Below are 17822 nucleotides of genomic sequence, written 5' to 3'. Positions count from 1 at the left end.
AGGTTCTATCTATAAGGCCCTAAATAGAAGGCGGTATGAATCTCATACCGCCTTCTATTTGTTATTGAAAAGCAATATTGATTTTTAAAACCTCAGAATTACTGCCGATTCTTATGGGCGGGCCCCATGTTCCAAATCCGCAGGACACAATGACTTGAAGGTTGTTTTTTTGCAAATAGCCCCAATCACATTCAAATATTTTTTTTGTTATCAAATTGTTGGGGAAAAACTGCCCGTGGTGGGTATGGCCGGAAAGCTGCAGGTCAATACCGTTTTCTGCGGCTTCATTTAGTGCCACGGGTTGATGATCAAGTAAAATCATGGGTGATTTTTCTTTAGAATTGTGAGTTATTTCCCCCAGGCTTTTTCTTTTTTGCCTGTAAAAATGCTCCATGTAATAATCGTCACGGCCGATAACATAAAAACTATTATCCACTAAAACCTCTTCATCGCGTAAAACAGTTATCCCCGCAAGGTGTAAGTTGTCGAATATCTCATTCCATTTTTTACCTATATACTCGTGATTTCCCGGGACGGCGTACATACCCAGGGGAGGCTTTAATTCCATAAAAACTTGTTTCATATTTTGCTCTATAAATGGTTCAGGGTCTTCATCCACTATGTCTCCAACAAAAAAAATAATATCGGGATTGGTCTCTTTTACTATGGCCGCCAATTTTTCCAGCCTGTTTTTATTAACTATCGACCCTAAATGCAAATCTGATACGGCAATGGCTGTAATGTTTTTTAAATGCCCGGCCTTTTTATCGATTTTTAGATCATATTCACTTAATTTTACATTTTGTGCATTCCACCAACCATAGCAGAATAACAATAGAGTTGTAAAGGAAATAAATATACCAATTGACAGTGGTGATGACAGTAAACTGTTTTGAAAAATATTAAAATTGCTAAATATAGCGTTAGATATATCTGTAAACAACAATACCAATACTAATATGGACATTATTGCCAACCAATAAGAACCCATTAATATTAAAGATCTTGATAGCTGAACGGGCAAATGACCGGTAAGTAATTTGCCCAATAAAAAAGATTGTGATATTAACAAATATATTATCCAGTATAATTTATGATTAAGGTAGGGTACGAACCTGCCTATGTATTGCCATATTTTTAGCCCAATCCAAAGGCTGAGAAAAACATAAATGGCTAAAAATATGCCAATAATCATCAGTCTTTTAACAATTATAGCCAACCCTCCTTTAATTAACTGCCTTAATTCTCCTGCAGCTCTTTTAATAATTCTTTGGCGATTTCTTGATCTTCATCTCTAACCAAAAATTTAACGGGTCCTACTAAAGGGTTAAATCCTGTACCAATTCTTCCCATTGCAAATAAATCCTGCAAGCCTTCTCCTTTGGCCAGGTACTTTATCCCTGCTTCATCCAGTATCGATTTCGCAACCATTATTTTGGCAGGGTCCCCGGTTGCCATTATTTCAATTAAGTCAACGTACTTCACTTAATATCCCCCCTGTAATTTCCTTAATTGTATATAAAATTTACTTGCCCGGTCAAATATTTAATTTTCGTGGTTACCACTTCTTTGGGGCATATTTTTTTTGAAATATACAATCATTTAGACTAAAATAGACATAGTCACTCGTAAAGTTATCGGGAGTTAAATAGCATCTGCTTATCCCGGGGCTTAAAGTAAAATAAGTTTGGTTGGCAAAGTAAAGAAAGCCCACCTAACTTCATTGAGAAGAAGGCGGGCTTTTCTTATTTAATAATGCTGCTTGGACTGGTAGCATGCTTTAAATGTCTCCATTCTTTCCATCCCTAGCTCCTGGTAATAAGTTCCCATACCCCTGGCCAGTTCAGCAGTATCTCCCGTGAAAAGAAAAAACACCATCGCAAGTTCCAGGATACTTTCAGGGCTTTTTTTTAACAAAAGTGCTGTATGCCGTCTTTGGGCGTAATAATAGCCTTGCTCGAAATCGCTTAAATTTTGTTTGGGCATCTAACCGTCCTCCCGGGGTCTTTTATGGTATTGTTTGTAAATATATGGGAAATACGCCGTCTGAATACTATAGTATGTAGACATTATGATTGCATAGCGTATTCTAAAAGGTGTTATGTTCAATAAAAACGCATTCTGAGAGATATTATGATTGACACAAAATTTGGCCGGACACTCAAAAAATTAAGAATGAAAAAGGGCGTGAGCCAAGAGGATTTTGCCTTAAGTATTGGATTGCACCGCACTTATATCAGTCAGCTTGAACGAGGCCTCAAGAGCCCGTCCCTTCGTACCATTGAAAAAATCTGCGTTGAACTGAACATATCGCTGGTAGAGTTCATGCAGCACCTGGAACATAAAAAAGACCCCTGAAGCCGATATGCATTATCTTTAAGCCCTTCAAGAGAGCCCCCGTTATTGGAATACTATAGTATTCAATAACGGGGGCTTAATTCCTTCTTAATGACCCAATAAAATTGGGACTAAAGTCCCTCGTTTGGCCCAGAGGTTCCAGATTTCTTCTTTGATAATGCAGGTAACAAATGAACAAAGAAATGTTGTGCACCGGTATCGGTTTATAACTATCATTGGGGTGATGGTGAAAAAAAGGTGATGGCTTTACAGTTGACAAGACACCTGTTAAGTCAGATAATTAGTTTATCAAACTCTAAGAGAGGTGTCCCTGTTGCAGATCATTGAAGTGGATTACATTGTAGTTGGAGCGGGGGTGGCTGGTCTTTCCTGTGCGCTTGAAGCATCTAAAACAGGAACAGTGGCATTACTGACAAAAGACGAGCTGCGTTCGGGAAATACCCCTTTAGCCCAGGGGGGCATTGCTGTAGTGCTAAGCGAAAAGGATCAATTGGATTTTCATGTTGAGGATACATTGATTGCAGGAGCCGGCGCCTGCAATCGGGCCTCAGTTGAAATGCTGGTAAAGGAAGGACAGGCACGCGTGCTTGATCTTTTGGACATGGGTTTTCCTTACGACAGGGATTTAGACGGAAAACCGCTTTTAAGCCGGGAGGGTGCCCATTCAATGCCCCGTGTGATTTCCGCCTGGGGGGATGAAAGCGGCAGGGCTCTGGCGGAAACCCTGGCTACCCAGGTTCATAAACAAAAAAACATTTTTATTAAAGAATATACTTTGGCGATTGACCTGATAGTGCAGAATGACAGGTGTATGGGATTAATTGCCTTTGATGATAAGTTCAACAAACCAATTGTTTACGCCGCCAGGGCTGTTGTTTTAGCTACCGGTGGCTGCGGTCAGTTATTCGCTCACACGACTAACAATATCCATTGCACCGGAGATGGGTTTGCGCTGGCCTACCGGGCCGGGGCCAAACTTGAAAACATGGAATTCGTGCAATTCCACCCAACGGCACTGAACGTCAGTGAAAATCCAATGTTTCTTGTTTCCGAAGCTGTTAGAGGTGAGGGAGCTGTTTTAGTTAACAATAAAGGTGAGCGTTTTATGGTTTCCTTGCACCCACTGGCGGAGTTGGCACCAAGGGATATAGTGGCAAGGGGAATTTTTGCTGAAATTAATGCAGGGAACAGGGTTTATCTGGATGCGTCACCAATAGGAGCTGAATTTACGCACCGGTTTCCTTCTATATCTAAAGCGTGCCGGGATCGGGGGTTGCACCCGCCTGACGAATTAATTCCGGTTGTTCCCGCGGCGCATTTTATTATGGGTGGTGTTAAAACGGATCTTGACGGCCGGACTACTGTAAAAGGCCTTTATGCATGCGGGGAAGTGGCGAGCACGGGGGTGCACGGGGCCAATCGCCTGGCAAGTAATTCCCTTTTGGAGGGGCTGGTCTTTGGTTGCAGGGCCGGGCGTGCGGTGGTCTCTGAAAAGGTGCTGACGGGCCGGGAATCTGCATCATCATTAACGGTGATTGAAAAAGCTGCTAATTATTATGCCGGGATGGAAGTGACAGCCGACAAAAAGCTGCTGTTAGAGAAATTGCGTAAAATAATGTGGGAACAGGTTGGCCTTGTGCGGACGGGCAAAGGTCTTGCAGAAGCGTTGACATCCCTTGCCGGCATAGAAAAATCATTGGGGCAAAATGATTTAATGCTTAAAAACCTAATAACGGTAGCCGGTTTAATTACCAGGGGGGCTCTTGTCCGTAAGGAAAGCAGAGGCAGCCATTTTAGAACCGATTTTCCTCCTGCACTAAACGGCTATAATCATTTGCGGAACGTGTGCAGTTTGTAAACAGCCTTTTGCAATAAAAGCATTAACTGGGGACATTCCTTTGGCCCCTGAAGTGGTGTGTCCTCTTTCCTGATTAATTAAAGAAAGGGTAGATATAATGCTTCTTATATCAATGGACAGCATTGTAAAAACAGCGCTGGCAGAAGACCTTGGGCGGGGTGATGTAACCAGCAGCGCCACCATCCCTCCGGAATTAACAGTTGAGGGCTATTTCATTTGCAAATCACCGGGGGTTGTGGCCGGACTTCCTTACGTGCAAACAGCCTTCCGGCTGATTGACCCTTTGGTGCGGTTGGAAGTGTTGTTGAAGGAAGGCGCTGTTGTAGCTGATGGAGATGTTATAGCTAAAGTTGTCGGCAACGCCAGAAGTATTTTAGCCAGTGAACGGGTGGCCCTGAATTTTCTGCAGCACCTGTCGGGCATTGCCACTACTACGGCCGCTGCTGTAGAGGCCGCAAGACCCTATCATGCTGTAATAACCGATACCCGCAAAACAACTCCGGGCTTGCGCATGGCGGAAAAATACGCTGTGACTGTTGGCGGTGGTAAAAACCATCGTCTCGGGTTGGATGACGGGATATTAATCAAGGATAATCATATCAAAGCCGCCGGCGGGATTAAGAACGCAATTGATATGGCCAGAAGAAAAGCCGGTCATTTGCTAAAAATTGAAATTGAGACAGAAACATTGGCAGAAGTTAGGGAAGCTGTTGAATGTGGAGCGGACGTGATTCTGCTGGATAATATGAGTTTGGATGAATTAAGAGCATCAGTAAAGCTGGTGGCGGGCCGGGCCTTAACTGAAGCGTCGGGTGGCATTACTCCTGCTATGGTGGCGGATATTGCCGCAACCGGTGTTGATATCATTTCCCTGGGCTGGATTACTCATTCCGCCCTGCCTTTGGATATCAGCCTGGAACTTAGTTAGTTGGTAGTTAGTTGGTTAGTGGTTAGGTTGAAAGAAAAAAACTTTAAGAAGTTCCCTTCATACCGTTTGTGCCTCAGAAAGGAACGGATTTTTAGAATGAGAGAGTTAGTGTTGAGCATTCTGAATACCTGCTAAAAACAGGGGGTATATATTATGTTAGGTACTGAAAAGGAAATAAACCGGTTTTGTTTGGAACTGTCTGAGCAAGATGTGGTTCAAAGGATCTATGAGCTTAAGGCGCAGTTGGGTTCCCGGTTGCTGATACTGGGCCATCATTACCAGCAAGACCAGGTAATCCAGTTTGCCGATTTGACGGGAGACTCGTTTCTGCTTTCCCGGCAGGCTGCCGAATGCAAAGACGCTCAGTATATAGTTTTTTTGGGCGTAAATTTTATGGCCGAGACGGCGGATATATTGACTTCACTGTGGCAAAAAGTCTTTATTCCGGATATCAACGCCGGTTGTATCATGGCTGATATGGCTGAGGCATGCCAGGTGCGCCGGTGCTGGGAAGTGCTTCAAAGGAGTTTTCCTGGAGAAGTTATACCAATCACCTATGTAAATTCATCAGCCGAAATCAAAGCATTTTGCGGTGAAAACGGCGGCTTGACCTGTACATCGTCCAGTGCGGACGGGGCCTTCCACTGGGCCCTGGAGCAGGACATGAAAGTGCTGTTTGTTCCGGATGAACATCTTGGCCGCAACACTGCGTTTAAAGCGGGCATTGACCCTGAGGAAATGGCTGTATGGGACCGGCAACGGAATAGGCTGGTCGGGCCGGAAAACCCGCGCGTAATCCTGTGGAACGGTTACTGCCCGGTCCACCAAGAGTTTAGCCCTGATAGCATCAGTGCTGTCAGGAAAAAACATCCCGGTGTGCGGGTGGTGGTCCACCCGGAATGTTCGTGTGAAACCGTGCAGGCTGCTGATGAAGCAGGTTCAACTGAATATATTATTGACTGTGTCAGGACTTCTCCAGCCGGTTCCGTCTGGGCAGTGGGGACGGAGATCAACCTGGTGCAAAGGCTGTCCCTTGAACATGGTGACAAGAAAATTATTTCTCTGGATGAGACGGTTAAACCGTGCCCGGATATGCTAAAAATAAGTCCGCGCAACCTTTTGCGGTGTCTTGAAGGTTTACTTGGCGACAGAACAGAAAATATAGTTGCCGTGGACTCCAAAACAGCGGGTTGGGCCAGAGTAGCCCTCCAAAGAATGCTTTCCATAAGGTGATGGGCATGAGTGAAAAGCGCAGGGAAAAAATAATCAAAGCTTTAACTGATAATGCAGGTCCTGTAAGCGGTTCTGCTCTGGCTAAACAATTTAAGGTCAGCCGCCAGGTTATTGTTCAGGACGTAGCCATACTGCGGGCCAAGGGATACGAAATCATGGCCACTCCCCAGGGCTACCTGTTGCCGCAAGAAGCAAACGTCTGTGAACAGGCTGTACTGGCCGTCAGGCACACCCCGTTGGAAACCGGGGCTGAATTAAATACCATGGTGGATTTCGGCCTGAAGGTGCTGGATGTGCAGGTGGAGCACCCAATTTACGGCGAATTAAAGGGTTATTTAATGCTGGAGTCCAGGCAGGACGTAAAACGCTTTGTGGAAAGGCTCAAAGTGGAAGGGGTGCCGCTGCTGTCTTCTTTGACCAACGGGGTGCACCTGCATACGGTTGAATACCGAAGACGGGAAGACCTTGAAGGGGCCAGGCAAGCATTGCATAAGCATGGTTTTCTGATTTCCGAGTAAAAAATAACCATGTAAAAAGCCTTGGCCGGTTTGATACCGGGCCAGGGCTTTTTACATCAATTTGGCAATGGGACTATCATTGCCGATAAAGAAGACTAAGGTTCAGGTGGGGTTTTGACCCCACCTGAACCTTAGTCGCACTTATTTCGAGTTTATCGCCGCTTAACTCCCGCCTGTAGAGGCGGGAGTCTTAGCGGCGGTTAACGAGATTAAATTACTGATTTGGGTATAAGGAATAACAAATTCGGGAATTCCTTCCGCGTGAATGGTATATTCCAGCTCCTGAAAGTAAATCACCAGAGCATTGTCTGTCAAATAATAATCCTGATCGTCCGTTATGCTTTGAAACTCTTTAATTAAATGCAGGTTCTTCTCCTTAATTTGTTCTTTAATTATTTTGTTTAAAACGATTCGATAATTGCTTGTTCTTTTAAACAAATCATGCAATTCATATACTTCCCCGGTTTCCAGGTTAACTGTGACGGATTTCTGTACATTCAACCCGTTGGCTGCTTGCTTTCTAATAGTATAAAATTCAATAACCAAGCTTAAAACTCCATTTTTATTAACCCCTGCCCGGTATTTGCCAAAAATTTGACCATAAACAGAGCACCCTTCCCGGGGAATAAGAAAATTAATTTGTCTTTTGATCAGGTTGTTAATCTCTCTTTGAACTGATTTATTATTTAAGGCAACTTGCGGGTAAGTGATGTCAATGCAATCATGCTCTATTTTTTCTTCCGTGATTTGGGCTTTCAGGTCAGCGTTGGGCATTATACCAACTCCATCCTTTGTGGATATTTAAATTAATATAATAGCCTGTTATAGCCAAGAGTGAAACGATGTGGTAATCCATACATATGCTTTTTGCTAACACGAGTTTCCAATAAAAACATTTTTTATTTCAGAATTATACAATGCAAGCACAAAGGTGATTCATATGAACGGTTTAAACATGACACCCGCATACCGCTTTATTACCTCCGTTCAGCTCAGCCGGAGGGCCTTTAAGCTTAGATAAAAACATGTTAATATTGGTAATATTAAGTATTATTTTGGGGGCGAAAAGTAGTGGCTGAAAATCTAAGCAAAAGCGCGCAAAAGGTGCAGGCTGAGTTAAACCGGTATGGAATTGAATTAAAGGTCGTGGAATTTTCGGAGTCAACCCGGACTTCACAGGAGGCTGCCGATGCAATAGGCTGCGAACTCGGGCAAATTGCCAAATCACTGATTTTCAAGGGAAAAACCAGCAAAAAGCCTGTTTGTATCATAGCCAGCGGCGCAAATAGGGTAAATGAAAAAAAGATTAAAGAAATCATCGGAGAAAAAATTGAGAAGGCTGATGCTGCATTTGTTCTGGAACATACAGGTTATGCCATTGGCGGAGTACCGCCTGTCGGGCATAAAAGCAGCATCAAACCATTAATAGATGAAGATCTGTTAAAGTATCAGGAAATTTGGTCGGCGGCCGGGACGCCCCATGCCGTTTTTAAACTAACCCCTGATGATTTATTAAGAATTACCGGAGGCGAAGTGATTTCCGTTAAATAAGGCTGATTTTAACCAAGCGTCAATATATCCTGCTATTTCCTGCCAGCCTGGTTCTCCAAGCACCCAGTGGGCGTGGTTTTCAAACACTTTGTAAGTTGAATTAGGTGCATATTTGCAGGCAATTTTATTGACAATTGAGGCAGGTGTAATCCTGTCTTCCTGGCCTGCGATGACCAGCACAGGGCAATGCACTTTTGTATGGTCCACGGCAGAGGCTCTAGCGGAGTCCAGGAACCAAAACCCGATTTGGTACGCAACCAGCCCGGATTCGTAAACCAGCCGCTCATATATTTTTTTGCTGTCTTCCCCGGGCGTCAAATGCAGCATGGCATATAATGCACCTTGATAGGAAATACGGAATGTTTTTTTCCAAAATTTAAAACTGCTGATCAGGCCGGAAAAGCTTTTCAGAACCGAATAATTAATTCCGATTATACCGCTGGGTGCTGCGGGGGTAAGCAAAACAAGCGCTTTGGCCTGAATACGGCTTCCGAGGATTTGAGCCAACAAGCCGCCCATTGAATGTCCCATGATAATAGGCGGCGAATTTAGTTTTCTAATTTCCATTTCCAGATCAGAGGCGTATTCCAGTAAACCGGTAGTGGCCAACCGGGGATCTGGTTTTTCCCCCGGACCATGATGATGGAAGCGTAAAACCGGGGTTGTGCACTTGTAGCCCAGACCTTCAAAATAACCCCTGTAATTATCCCAGCACCAGGACCCGCCCATCATGCCATGTATCATTACAATTGTCCCGTCCATAATTCCCTCAGCCCCCCTGCCCTTAAGAATGTAGATTCTTTCAGTTATTATAGTATATCGTTACTGTCCTGAAAAAAGTTTAAATGTTACTTGTAACTATAATCTTATGGCAGTCCACTATTTACAGGATACCAACATAATCTCCGTTGCAATTTGACAATACTCGCGGTAGGTGTTAATTTACTTTAAAACCATATGAAGGATATAAAATGTTTAAAAGCGGAAAGATAACCAACATAGTCAGAGGCAAAGAAATTTTAACCATATTAATAAGATATGGTTTTCAGGATTTGCTTGATAAGCTGTCAATTGATACCGGTTTGCTGTCCAAAAATATCATTAAAATTGAACGGGGTCTAAGTACCCCCGTTAAGGTAAGGAAGGTCCTGGAGGAACTGGGCCCCACATTTATTAAATTTGGCCAGCTGGTCAGCATGCGCCCGGATTTAATTCCGGATGAGTACATCAGGGAGCTTGAAAAACTGCAGGATGAAGTACCGATTGAAGAGATTGAAACCATTGTCAAAATCATAGAAAATGAGCTGGGAATGAGTACTGCTGAATTATTTGCTGATTTTGACCATCGCCCGATAGCGGCAGGGTCTCTTTCCCAGGTGCACAGAGCGGTTTTAGGCGAGACCGGGGAGCTTGTAGCGGTTAAAGTAAGAAGGCCGAGAATTGGTGAGCGGATCAACACAGACCTGGCTATTTTGGAATGGTTTGCCGAAGCCGCCCAAAAGAATTTTGATGAGTTAAAGAACTATAACCTGCCGGAATTTGTGGAGGAACTCCGGCGAACGATTATGCGGGAATTGGATTTCGAAAGGGAAGCCCGGAACATGGCTGAGTTTCGCCGGTTTATGCTGGGAAACGATACTATAACCTCGCCCCGGGTTTTTATGCGTTATACCACCAAAAGAGTTTTAACTATGGAATTGGTGGAAGGAAGAAAACCAAACCGGTTAAAGGCAGATGCTCAATTAAGACGGAAGCTGGCGGGCGTAATGTTAAATGCTTATACTGAAATGGTTTTTGAACGAGGTTTTTTTCATGCCGACCCCCATGCCGGCAATGTTTTAGTGGTGAATGGAAAGCTGTACCTGTTGGATTGGGGTATGACAGGGCGGTTAACCCGTAATATGCGGTTAATGCTGCTCATGGTTTTAGTTGCAGTTCTGGAGAGTAATGAAGAGCGGGTAGTGAAATTAGCGATCAAAGCTTTTGGGGTAACCGGTGTAAACAACAGGGAACTATTGGCAAGGGATGTCCTGGAGCTGATAGAAGAATTTAATGGCAGAACAAGCGCCAACAAAAGTATTGGCCAATTATTGATCAACTTGGTTACTCTTTTCCGTCAATACCAAATAGTTATTCCGCCTCAGTACGTTCTGGTTTCCAGGGCCTTGCTTATTGCCGAAGGCTTAAGCCGGATGCTCCACCCCGGGATTGACGTTGTGGCTGTAATTGGACCATACGTTAAAAAACAATACTATAAATTAATTAACCCGGCTTCCAACAGTTTTTGGCTGGAAGAAGTACAGGATTTAATTCTATTGGGCCATGATGCGCCCGAAAAGGTGGGAAAACTTTTGGATATGCTGGCCGGCGGAGAATTCAAACTTGAGCACAAAGGTTTATCCCACTTGAAAAATACCCTGCTGGAAGCATCAAACAAGCTAACCCTGGCGATTATAACCGGAGCATTAATTGTGGGATCTTCCCTGGTTATTACATCAAGCACACCTCCGCTTGTTTTGGGACATTCGGCAATTGGTGTGGCCGGTTACCTGTTTTCCAGCGTGTTGGGGATTGTTCTGGTATTCAATATTTTACGGGGTAAGGGTTAAATTATTTTGGTTTACTGCGATATAATAAGACAAGTATAAAGGGACACGCACGGCTGACGTAGAATATATATTTTTAAATAATCTCTTCGAGTCCAATTAACCTGCGGTAGTAAATACATGGAGATTGGACCGACAGGGTATGTTACGGGAAACCGGCATGCCTCCCATTGTGGAAAGAAGAGTGGTTTATTGGTAAAAATACCACTGATTGCTCAAATTTCACAATCAGTGGTATTTTTGTTATGATAAGAGGCCGATAGGGCATATTGGGAAACCGACTATGCCTCCCAGTGCGGAAAGGAGGGAAATATATCAGTATAGACCACCATGCCGCTGGTGCGGTACCAGCAGAGAATGAAAATTAGAAAGGTGATCCGGTCCTGACCGTCTGTTGCAAGCGTTATGTACAAATAGCGACACGCACTACAAGGAAAATTGCGCAGCGCACGGAGGGAACCACCGGAGCGCCAGATACAAGTAACGTGAAAAAATTTTCGGGAGGAAAAGAATAGATGACAAAAAGGATATCTCTGGTTGCAGTTATCCTGGCGGTAATTGCCGCCGTGTTCCTGGCCGGGTGCGCAAGTAAAAAACAAACCGATGACCAGAATAAACAGGCTGCCGAACCACAGAACAAGGACATCATATTAGCCACCACTACCAGCACTCAGGATACAGGGCTTCTTGACGAATTGATTCCCATGTTCCAGGAGCAAACCGGCTATGTTGTGAAACCAGTGGCTGTTGGAACCGGTCAGGCTTTAACAATGGGGGAAGAAGGCAACGCTGACGTGCTGCTGGTACACGCGCCTGCTGCTGAAAAACCGCTGGTTGACAGCGGGGTGGCGATAAACTATGAGCTTGTAATGCATAATGATTTTGTGTTATTAGGCCCTCCCGGCGACCCGGCCGGGGTTAAGGGAAATTCCGATATTAACGCAGTATTTAAGCAGATAGCGGAAAAAGGCGCTTTGTTTATTTCACGTGGCGATGATTCCGGCACCAATAAGAAGGAATTGGATGTGTGGAAGGATACAGGCATAGATCCCAAGGGACAGCCCTGGTACCAGGAGACCGGTCAGGGTATGGGAGCTTCAATTACGGTTGCCAATGAAAAGCAAGCCTACATTTTGAGCGACCGCGGCACATACCTGGCCCATGCTAAGAATATTGACCTGGTAATCGTGTCGGAGGGAGCGGAGTTACTTAAAAACATCTACCACGTGATGGTGGTTAACCCTGAAAAATTCCCCAAAGTTAACGTTGAGGGTGCAAAAGCTTTTGATGAATTTTTAATTAATAAGGATACACAGCAGTTCATTAAAGACTTTGGCGTGGATAAATACGGACAGCCGCTGTTCTTCCCGGACAGGCTGGAAGGTTAACGGAATAAAGGCCAACCTGCTCATTCCCGGGTTGGCCCTTTTAAATATTTTTTTGCCAATAAGGAGATAGGGATATTTAGATGATTTCAGTGGAAAACCTGGAACTGGTCAAAGAGAAACGTACAATTCTTCAAATTGAAAAATTTGAGTTGAAACAAGGAAAAACCCAGGCTATTATAGGTCCCAACGGGGCCGGGAAGAGCACTTTCCTTAAAGTGATGGCTTTGCTTGAGCAGCCAACCAGAGGGAAAGTTTTTTTTGCCGGCCGGGAGGTAACTAAGAAAAATATGATTGCTTTTAGGCGCCGAATGGCCGTTGTATTTCAGGAACCGCTGCTTCTCAATACCACGGTGTTTAATAACGTTGCTTTGGGGCTGAAACTGCGCGGGATACGCGGTGATAAGTTGACCCAACGGGTTGATCACTGGCTGGAGCGTTTAAATATCAGCGACCTGCGGGACCGGAAGCCTGTCTATCTGTCGGGCGGTGAGGCCCAGCGGGTTAGTCTGGCCCGCGCGTTTGCTCTTGAACCGGAAGTGGTATTTCTGGACGAGCCCTTTTCAGCTCTTGATTTTCCAACCAGGATAAATTTATTGGAAGATCTGGGTCATTTGCTTGGTAATTCAGGAGTTACGGCTATGTTTGTCACCCATGATTTTAATGAAATACCGTACCTGACTAATGACGTGGTGGTAATAGACCGTGGTAAATTGGTTTTTGAGGGATTATTAAAAAAACTATTGGCGGAAGGGGTGCAAAATGATACCGTGCAGCACCTTCTAAGCCCGTTTAAAAAATTTAACCAAATCAGGTTGTTTTAAGTTTTTTAATTGCAGCTGCCGGCGCATAAAGTTTCCCTTAAAGCGATAGAATAGCTGTGAAAGGAGGGGAAAACGTGGAATTAAGCGCCAGAAACCAATTAAAAGCTCGCATCAAATCTATTAATAAAGGAGATACCATAGCAGAAGTTATCCTTGATATAGGTGGTCAGGAAATGTGCTCCACTATTACTACCGGTTCGGTAAATAAACTTGGATTGAATGTTGGAGATGATGTTACTACATTAATTAAAGCCAGCTCGGTTATGATAATGAAATAGCCGACTCAAGTCCTCTGCATGACGAGGACTTTTATATTTTCGCTAAGGAGTTGCCTGAAAGGTTAAAATATTGTACAATAATTAATAAGTTAAAATTAATACAAAACTCTCCACGGGTTAGGCAAACCTGGTGAAAGCCGGGGACGCTAAAGCTATGGGTCTAACGCAATATTATTGCTATGATTGCCAGGCTATAACGGTTTCGACTGCTAGGGGGGGTAGTCAAATATATTTGGCTACCCCTCTTTTATTTTTGTCATGCAGGGAGGTGTAATTAGCTATTTACTAAAGGCATTGCGGAAACATAAAGTTAATAGTTGGTATTCTTCAAATAAAATTTGCGGAGGGAGATGATTATGAGTCACGAGTACCAGGTAATTTTTGCAACGGCTGTTTTCCTTATCACCTATGGCATTATTGTTTCTGAAAAAATACACCGTGCGGTTGCCGCTTTTTGCGGTGCGGCGGTAGTAATAATTGCCGGGATTGTTGATGCGGAAAAAGCTGTAGAATATGTGGATTTTAACACCATCGGCCTTTTAATCGGTATGATGATCATAGTGGGAATATCACGTCAGACCGGCGTTTTTGAGTACCTTGCCATTAAAGCTGCCAAACAGTCCGGAGGCGAACCGGTGCGGATTATGGCGGCATTGGGACTCATAACTGCAGTTTTATCGGCTTTGCTGGACAATGTAACAACCGTTTTGTTAATCGTGCCGGTAACCTTTGCCATAGCTCGCCAGCTTAAGGTTAATGTAATTCCATTTCTTATTGTTGAAATACTCGCTTCCAACATTGGCGGCACCGCAACACTGATCGGTGACCCGCCCAATATTATGATCGGCAGCGCGACAAAGCTGGGGTTTATGGACTTCGTGTTAAACCTTACACCGGTGGTTGTTGTTATCTATGTTACAACAATTTTTATATTAAAGCTGATTTACCGTAAACAAATCATAGCCAGCCGGGAATCGATGCAAAAAATAATGTCCATGGACGAAAATGCAGAAATTAAAGACCAAGCTTTATTAAAAAAATGCATCACAGTGCTTGTTCTAACGGTAACCGGTTTTGCCCTGCACCAATTTGTTCATCTGGAAAGTTCAGTAATTGCCTTATCCGGGGCGGCGTTACTGCTGCTGCTGACCCGGATGGACCCTGAACATGCCTTTCATGCGGTAGAATGGCCGGTAATTTTTTTCTTTATCGGACTGTTTGTTATCGTTGGCGCCCTGGAAGAGGTCGGGGTTATAGAAGCGATTGCCCATTACGCGCTGCAGGTGACGGGAGGCGCTTTACTGCCCGCCGGAATGTTGATATTATGGCTTTCAGCCATCGCCTCAGCTTTTGTAGATAATATACCCTTTGTCGCTACTATGATTCCCCTGATTCAGGACATGGGCAGGCTGGGCGGCATTCAAGACCTGAACTTCTTATGGTGGTCTCTTTCACTCGGGGCCTGTCTGGGCGGCAACGGAACTATTATTGGCGCTTCGGCTAACGTTGTGGTCATAGGTATGGCCGAAAAAAGAGGATCACCAATCAGCTTTATGGGTTTCTTTAAGATTGCGTTTCCGTTAATGCTGCTTTCCGTTGCTATTTCCATGCTGTATCTGTTCATGTGGTACGTGCTGCATACCACTATAGCTATGTTGATTACCCTGGCTTTTGGTATCGTTCTGAGCCTGGTGCTTGGCAGAATAAGCAAAAGGTCTGGAGCCAAAGATGAGAATAAAACGACAGCAGGGGTATAATTTAAAGGATTGACACCTCCGAAAGGAGGTTTTTCTTTTTATTTAAAAGTTGTTTTGCCGGAAATAATCATTTATGCTTATGATAGACCCTCATATCGCTAACGCAGCAGGCTTGTCTGTTGTAAGCGTTATGCTACAAACAACAACAGAGGTCAGGGGGCACACCTCCTTTTTAGGGTCAAGGCTGTGGGGTCGGAGGTATGTCCCCAATAATTACAAGGGAAATTGCGCAACGCACGGAGGGAACCGCCGCAGCGCCAGAAACAAGTAACGTGAAAAATTATTCGGGATAGAATTTTTCCGGGTATGATGGGATAAGGGATTAAAATATACTAATAGCTTGGATTGGTTAAAACGTTAGTGGAGAACATATCCATAACTAAAATAGCTTTGCACTAATTTAGCTAGGGGGAAGAATGTAATGAATGTTGTTTTAATCAGAGACATATTTAGGCAACCGGATAAATACATAAATCAAACGATCAAGGTTGACGGTTGGGTCAGAACCGTCAGGGCCTCCAAGGCTTTTGGCTTTATCGAGCTAAATGACGGGACTTTTTTTCCCAGCCTCCAGGTGGTCTTTGAAGAGAGTTTGAGTAATTTTAAAGATATTGCCAAGTTAATTACGGGTTCGGCTATTATTGTCGAAGGGGTTTTGGTGGAATCGCCAGGGGCCAAGCAGCCCTTCGAGTTAAAGGCACAAAACATTAGAATAGAAGGATTATCCGCTCAAGATTACCCGCTTCAAAAGAAACGGCATTCTTTTGAGTTCTTGCGGACAATAGCACACCTGCGTCCCAGGACGAATACATTTTCCGCTGTTTTCAGAGTGAGGTCGGTTGTTGCTTACGCTATTCACAAGTTCTTTCAAGAGCGGGGCTTTGTTTATGTACACACGCCGATCATAACGGGAAGCGATGCTGAAGGGGCCGGAGAAATGTTCCGGGTTACCACTCTTGGTTTTGATCAACCCCCCAGAGACGGGCAAGGTAAAGTGGATTTTTCCAAAGATTTTTTTGGGAAAGAAACAAACCTTACGGTGAGCGGGCAGTTGAATGTAGAATCCTATTGCATGGCGTTTAACAAGGTATATACTTTTGGCCCGACTTTCAGGGCGGAAAATTCCAACACGGCCAGGCATGCCGCTGAGTTTTGGATGATCGAACCTGAAATTGCTTTTGCAGATTTGGGAGATAATATGAAACTGGCGGAAGAAATGATGAAATTCATTATCGGCTATGTTATGGATACCGCACCCGAGGAAATGAACTTTTTTAACAGCTTTATGGACAAGTCGCTTTTTAGCCGGCTTGAGAACGTTTTGCAATCGCAATTTGGACATATTACCTATACCGACGCAATTAATGAGCTGCAAAAGTCCGGTGAAAAGTTTGATTATCCGGTGGAATGGGGACAGGACCTGCAAACCGAACATGAAAGGTTTTTATCTGAGAAAATTTTTGCCAAACCTGTGTTTGTAACGGATTATCCCAAAGAAATAAAGGCGTTTTATATGCGAATGAATGAAGATGGCCGAACTGTAGCGGCTATGGATCTTCTGGCTCCGGAAGTAGGAGAAATCATAGGGGGAAGTCAGCGGGAGGAAAGACTTGATTGCCTGGTGAAAAGAATGGATGAGCTGGGCCTGAACCAAGATGAATATCAATGGTATCTCGATATCAGGAGATATGGCAGCGCCAGGCATGCAGGCTTTGGTTTGGGGTTCGAAAGGCTGATCATGTATCTAACAGGAATGACTAATATCCGTGATGTGATATCGTTCCCCAGAACGCCAAAGAATGCTGAATTTTAACTACTCAGGAGTCAGAATGAAAAAACCGGCTCAATGCATTCTGAATTCTGAATACTTGAATAGTAACAATAAAACAAACAAACCCTGCGGTTTGATGCCGCGGGGTTTGCTGGGCGGGAGGCGGGGCTTTAATAATTGGGACACCACAGCTGGTAATAGCTTTGGGGGTGAGCACAGGCGGGGCATGATTCAGGAGCGTCGGTGCCTTCATGCAGGAACCCGCAATTGCGACAAACCCATGTTGTTTTTTCCTTGCGTTGAAAAACCTGGTCCTGTTCGATGTTCTGCATCAGTGCTTTAAAGCGTTTTTCATGTCCTTCTTCGGCCACTGCAATAGCCCTTAAAACTGCGGCTATTTGGGGAAAACCTTCTTCTTCAGCGATTTTAGCAAACTCCGGGTACATGGAGGTGTGTTCATGATTTTCACCTTCGGCCGCTGCTTTCAGGTTGTCCACTGTTTTACCGATTTGGCCGGCGGGGAAAGAAGCTGTAACCTCCAGTTCTCCTCCCTCCAAAAATTTAAACAGACGCTTGGCATGTTCTTTTTCCTGGTCTGCCGTTTCAAGGAAGATAGCTGCTATCTGCTCGTAACCTTCTTTTTTTGCGGCGCTGGCAAAATAAGTGTACCGGTTTCTGGCCTGAGACTCTCCCGCAAAAGCCGTAAGAATGTTTGTTGCGGTTTTACTACCTTTTAAATTCAAAATAAGCTCCCC

General features: G+C 44.3%; 18 protein-coding genes and 2 riboswitches. Of the genes, 12 read left to right on the top strand and 6 right to left on the bottom strand.

The annotated features are described in order from the left end of the window. Window positions 1-61: 61 nt before the first annotated feature. The 3 genes from BM056_RS14235 to BM056_RS14225 all read right to left on the bottom strand — a co-directional run bounded on the left by BM056_RS14235 (window position 62) and on the right by BM056_RS14225 (window position 1986). Entirely contained in the window at window positions 62-835 is a 774-nt protein-coding gene (locus BM056_RS14235; protein WP_165613533.1) for a metallophosphoesterase, read from the bottom strand. Window positions 836-1239: 404 nt separating this feature from the next. Continuing rightward, window positions 1240-1485 carry a putative signal transducing protein gene (locus tag BM056_RS14230; RefSeq protein WP_092472096.1) on the bottom strand — a complete coding sequence of 82 codons (246 nt, stop codon included), beginning with the start codon at window positions 1483-1485 and terminating at the stop codon, window positions 1240-1242. A 264-nt stretch (window positions 1486-1749) separates the two neighbouring features. Next, complete coding sequence (locus BM056_RS14225) at window positions 1750-1986, bottom strand: hypothetical protein (protein WP_092472095.1); 237 nt, start codon at window positions 1984-1986, stop codon at window positions 1750-1752. 147 nt (window positions 1987-2133) lie between these two features. Here BM056_RS14225 and BM056_RS14220 point away from each other — a divergent pair, with 147 nt between their 5' ends. The 5 genes from BM056_RS14220 (at window position 2134) to BM056_RS14200 (ending at window position 6895) form a co-directional block, all read left to right on the top strand. Then, complete coding sequence (locus BM056_RS14220; RefSeq protein ID WP_092472094.1) at window positions 2134-2358, top strand: helix-turn-helix domain-containing protein; 225 nt, start codon at window positions 2134-2136, stop codon at window positions 2356-2358. Window positions 2359-2671: 313 nt separating this feature from the next. Further along, window positions 2672-4216: an L-aspartate oxidase gene (locus BM056_RS14215; RefSeq protein ID WP_165613532.1), complete on the top strand. Its 1545-nt coding sequence runs from the start codon at window positions 2672-2674 to the stop codon at window positions 4214-4216. Window positions 4217-4328: 112 nt separating this feature from the next. Beyond that, window positions 4329-5144 carry a carboxylating nicotinate-nucleotide diphosphorylase gene (gene nadC / locus BM056_RS14210; RefSeq protein WP_238456466.1) on the top strand — a complete coding sequence of 272 codons (816 nt, stop codon included), beginning with the start codon at window positions 4329-4331 and terminating at the stop codon, window positions 5142-5144. Window positions 5145-5297: 153 nt separating this feature from the next. Then, on the top strand, window positions 5298-6377 hold the full coding sequence (gene nadA, locus BM056_RS14205) for a quinolinate synthase NadA (protein WP_092472091.1): 1080 nt from the start codon (window positions 5298-5300) through the stop codon (window positions 6375-6377). Window positions 6378-6382: 5 nt separating this feature from the next. Then, window positions 6383-6895: a transcription repressor NadR gene (locus tag BM056_RS14200; protein ID WP_092472090.1), complete on the top strand. Its 513-nt coding sequence runs from the start codon at window positions 6383-6385 to the stop codon at window positions 6893-6895. 162 nt (window positions 6896-7057) lie between these two features. On the opposite strand, the gene BM056_RS14195 is transcribed toward BM056_RS14200, so the two are convergent. Continuing rightward, window positions 7058-7669, bottom strand: coding sequence for a DUF3298 domain-containing protein (locus BM056_RS14195; protein ID WP_092472089.1), 612 nt, complete (start codon window positions 7667-7669; stop codon window positions 7058-7060). Window positions 7670-7966: 297 nt separating this feature from the next. Between BM056_RS14195 and BM056_RS14190 the strand changes: the two genes are divergently transcribed. Next, window positions 7967-8446, top strand: coding sequence for a YbaK/EbsC family protein (locus BM056_RS14190; protein ID WP_092472088.1), 480 nt, complete (start codon window positions 7967-7969; stop codon window positions 8444-8446). Here the strand turns inward: BM056_RS14190 and BM056_RS14185 are convergent. Further along, window positions 8408-9208 carry an alpha/beta hydrolase gene (locus tag BM056_RS14185; RefSeq protein ID WP_092472087.1) on the bottom strand — a complete coding sequence of 267 codons (801 nt, stop codon included), beginning with the start codon at window positions 9206-9208 and terminating at the stop codon, window positions 8408-8410. The two genes, BM056_RS14190 and BM056_RS14185, sit on opposite strands and share 39 nt — an antisense overlap. Window positions 9209-9417: 209 nt before the next feature. Here BM056_RS14185 and BM056_RS14180 point away from each other — a divergent pair, with 209 nt between their 5' ends. From BM056_RS14180 to asnS, 6 genes are all read left to right on the top strand, one after another. Next, on the top strand, window positions 9418-11055 hold the full coding sequence (locus tag BM056_RS14180) for an ABC1 kinase family protein (protein WP_092472086.1): 1638 nt from the start codon (window positions 9418-9420) through the stop codon (window positions 11053-11055). A 72-nt stretch (window positions 11056-11127) separates the two neighbouring features. Then, window positions 11128-11251: riboswitch (molybdenum cofactor riboswitch) on the top strand. Window positions 11252-11567: 316 nt separating this feature from the next. Then, window positions 11568-12440 (top strand): ABC transporter substrate-binding protein, encoded by an 873-nt coding sequence (locus BM056_RS14175; protein WP_092472085.1) that lies wholly within the window; start codon window positions 11568-11570, stop codon window positions 12438-12440. An 80-nt stretch (window positions 12441-12520) separates the two neighbouring features. Next, entirely contained in the window at window positions 12521-13261 is a 741-nt protein-coding gene (locus tag BM056_RS14170; RefSeq protein WP_092472084.1) for an energy-coupling factor ABC transporter ATP-binding protein, read from the top strand. A 74-nt stretch (window positions 13262-13335) separates the two neighbouring features. Beyond that, complete coding sequence (locus BM056_RS14165) at window positions 13336-13539, top strand: TOBE domain-containing protein (RefSeq protein ID WP_092472083.1); 204 nt, start codon at window positions 13336-13338, stop codon at window positions 13537-13539. Window positions 13540-13649: 110 nt separating this feature from the next. Next, window positions 13650-13738, top strand: a riboswitch (cyclic di-GMP riboswitch). 157 nt (window positions 13739-13895) lie between these two features. Then, a complete protein-coding gene (locus BM056_RS14160) occupies window positions 13896-15296 on the top strand; it encodes an ArsB/NhaD family transporter (protein ID WP_092472082.1) in 1401 nt (466 codons plus the stop codon). Window positions 15297-15717: 421 nt separating this feature from the next. Continuing rightward, a complete protein-coding gene (asnS, locus tag BM056_RS14155) occupies window positions 15718-17109 on the top strand; it encodes an asparagine--tRNA ligase (RefSeq protein ID WP_092472081.1) in 1392 nt (463 codons plus the stop codon). A gap of 128 nt (window positions 17110-17237) precedes the next feature. Here asnS and rbr read toward each other — a convergent pair whose 3' ends face one another. Beyond that, a complete protein-coding gene (gene rbr, locus BM056_RS14150) occupies window positions 17238-17813 on the bottom strand; it encodes a rubrerythrin (protein ID WP_092472131.1) in 576 nt (191 codons plus the stop codon). Window positions 17814-17822: the final 9 nt, after the last annotated feature.

It is taken from the genome of Desulfotruncus arcticus DSM 17038, from assembly GCF_900113335.1.
In the GTDB taxonomy this organism is placed as follows: domain Bacteria; phylum Bacillota; class Desulfotomaculia; order Desulfotomaculales; family Desulfallaceae; genus Desulfotruncus; species Desulfotruncus arcticus.
Note: the sequence above shows the minus strand (reverse complement) of the source record. Positions and strands in the feature narration are given on the sequence as shown.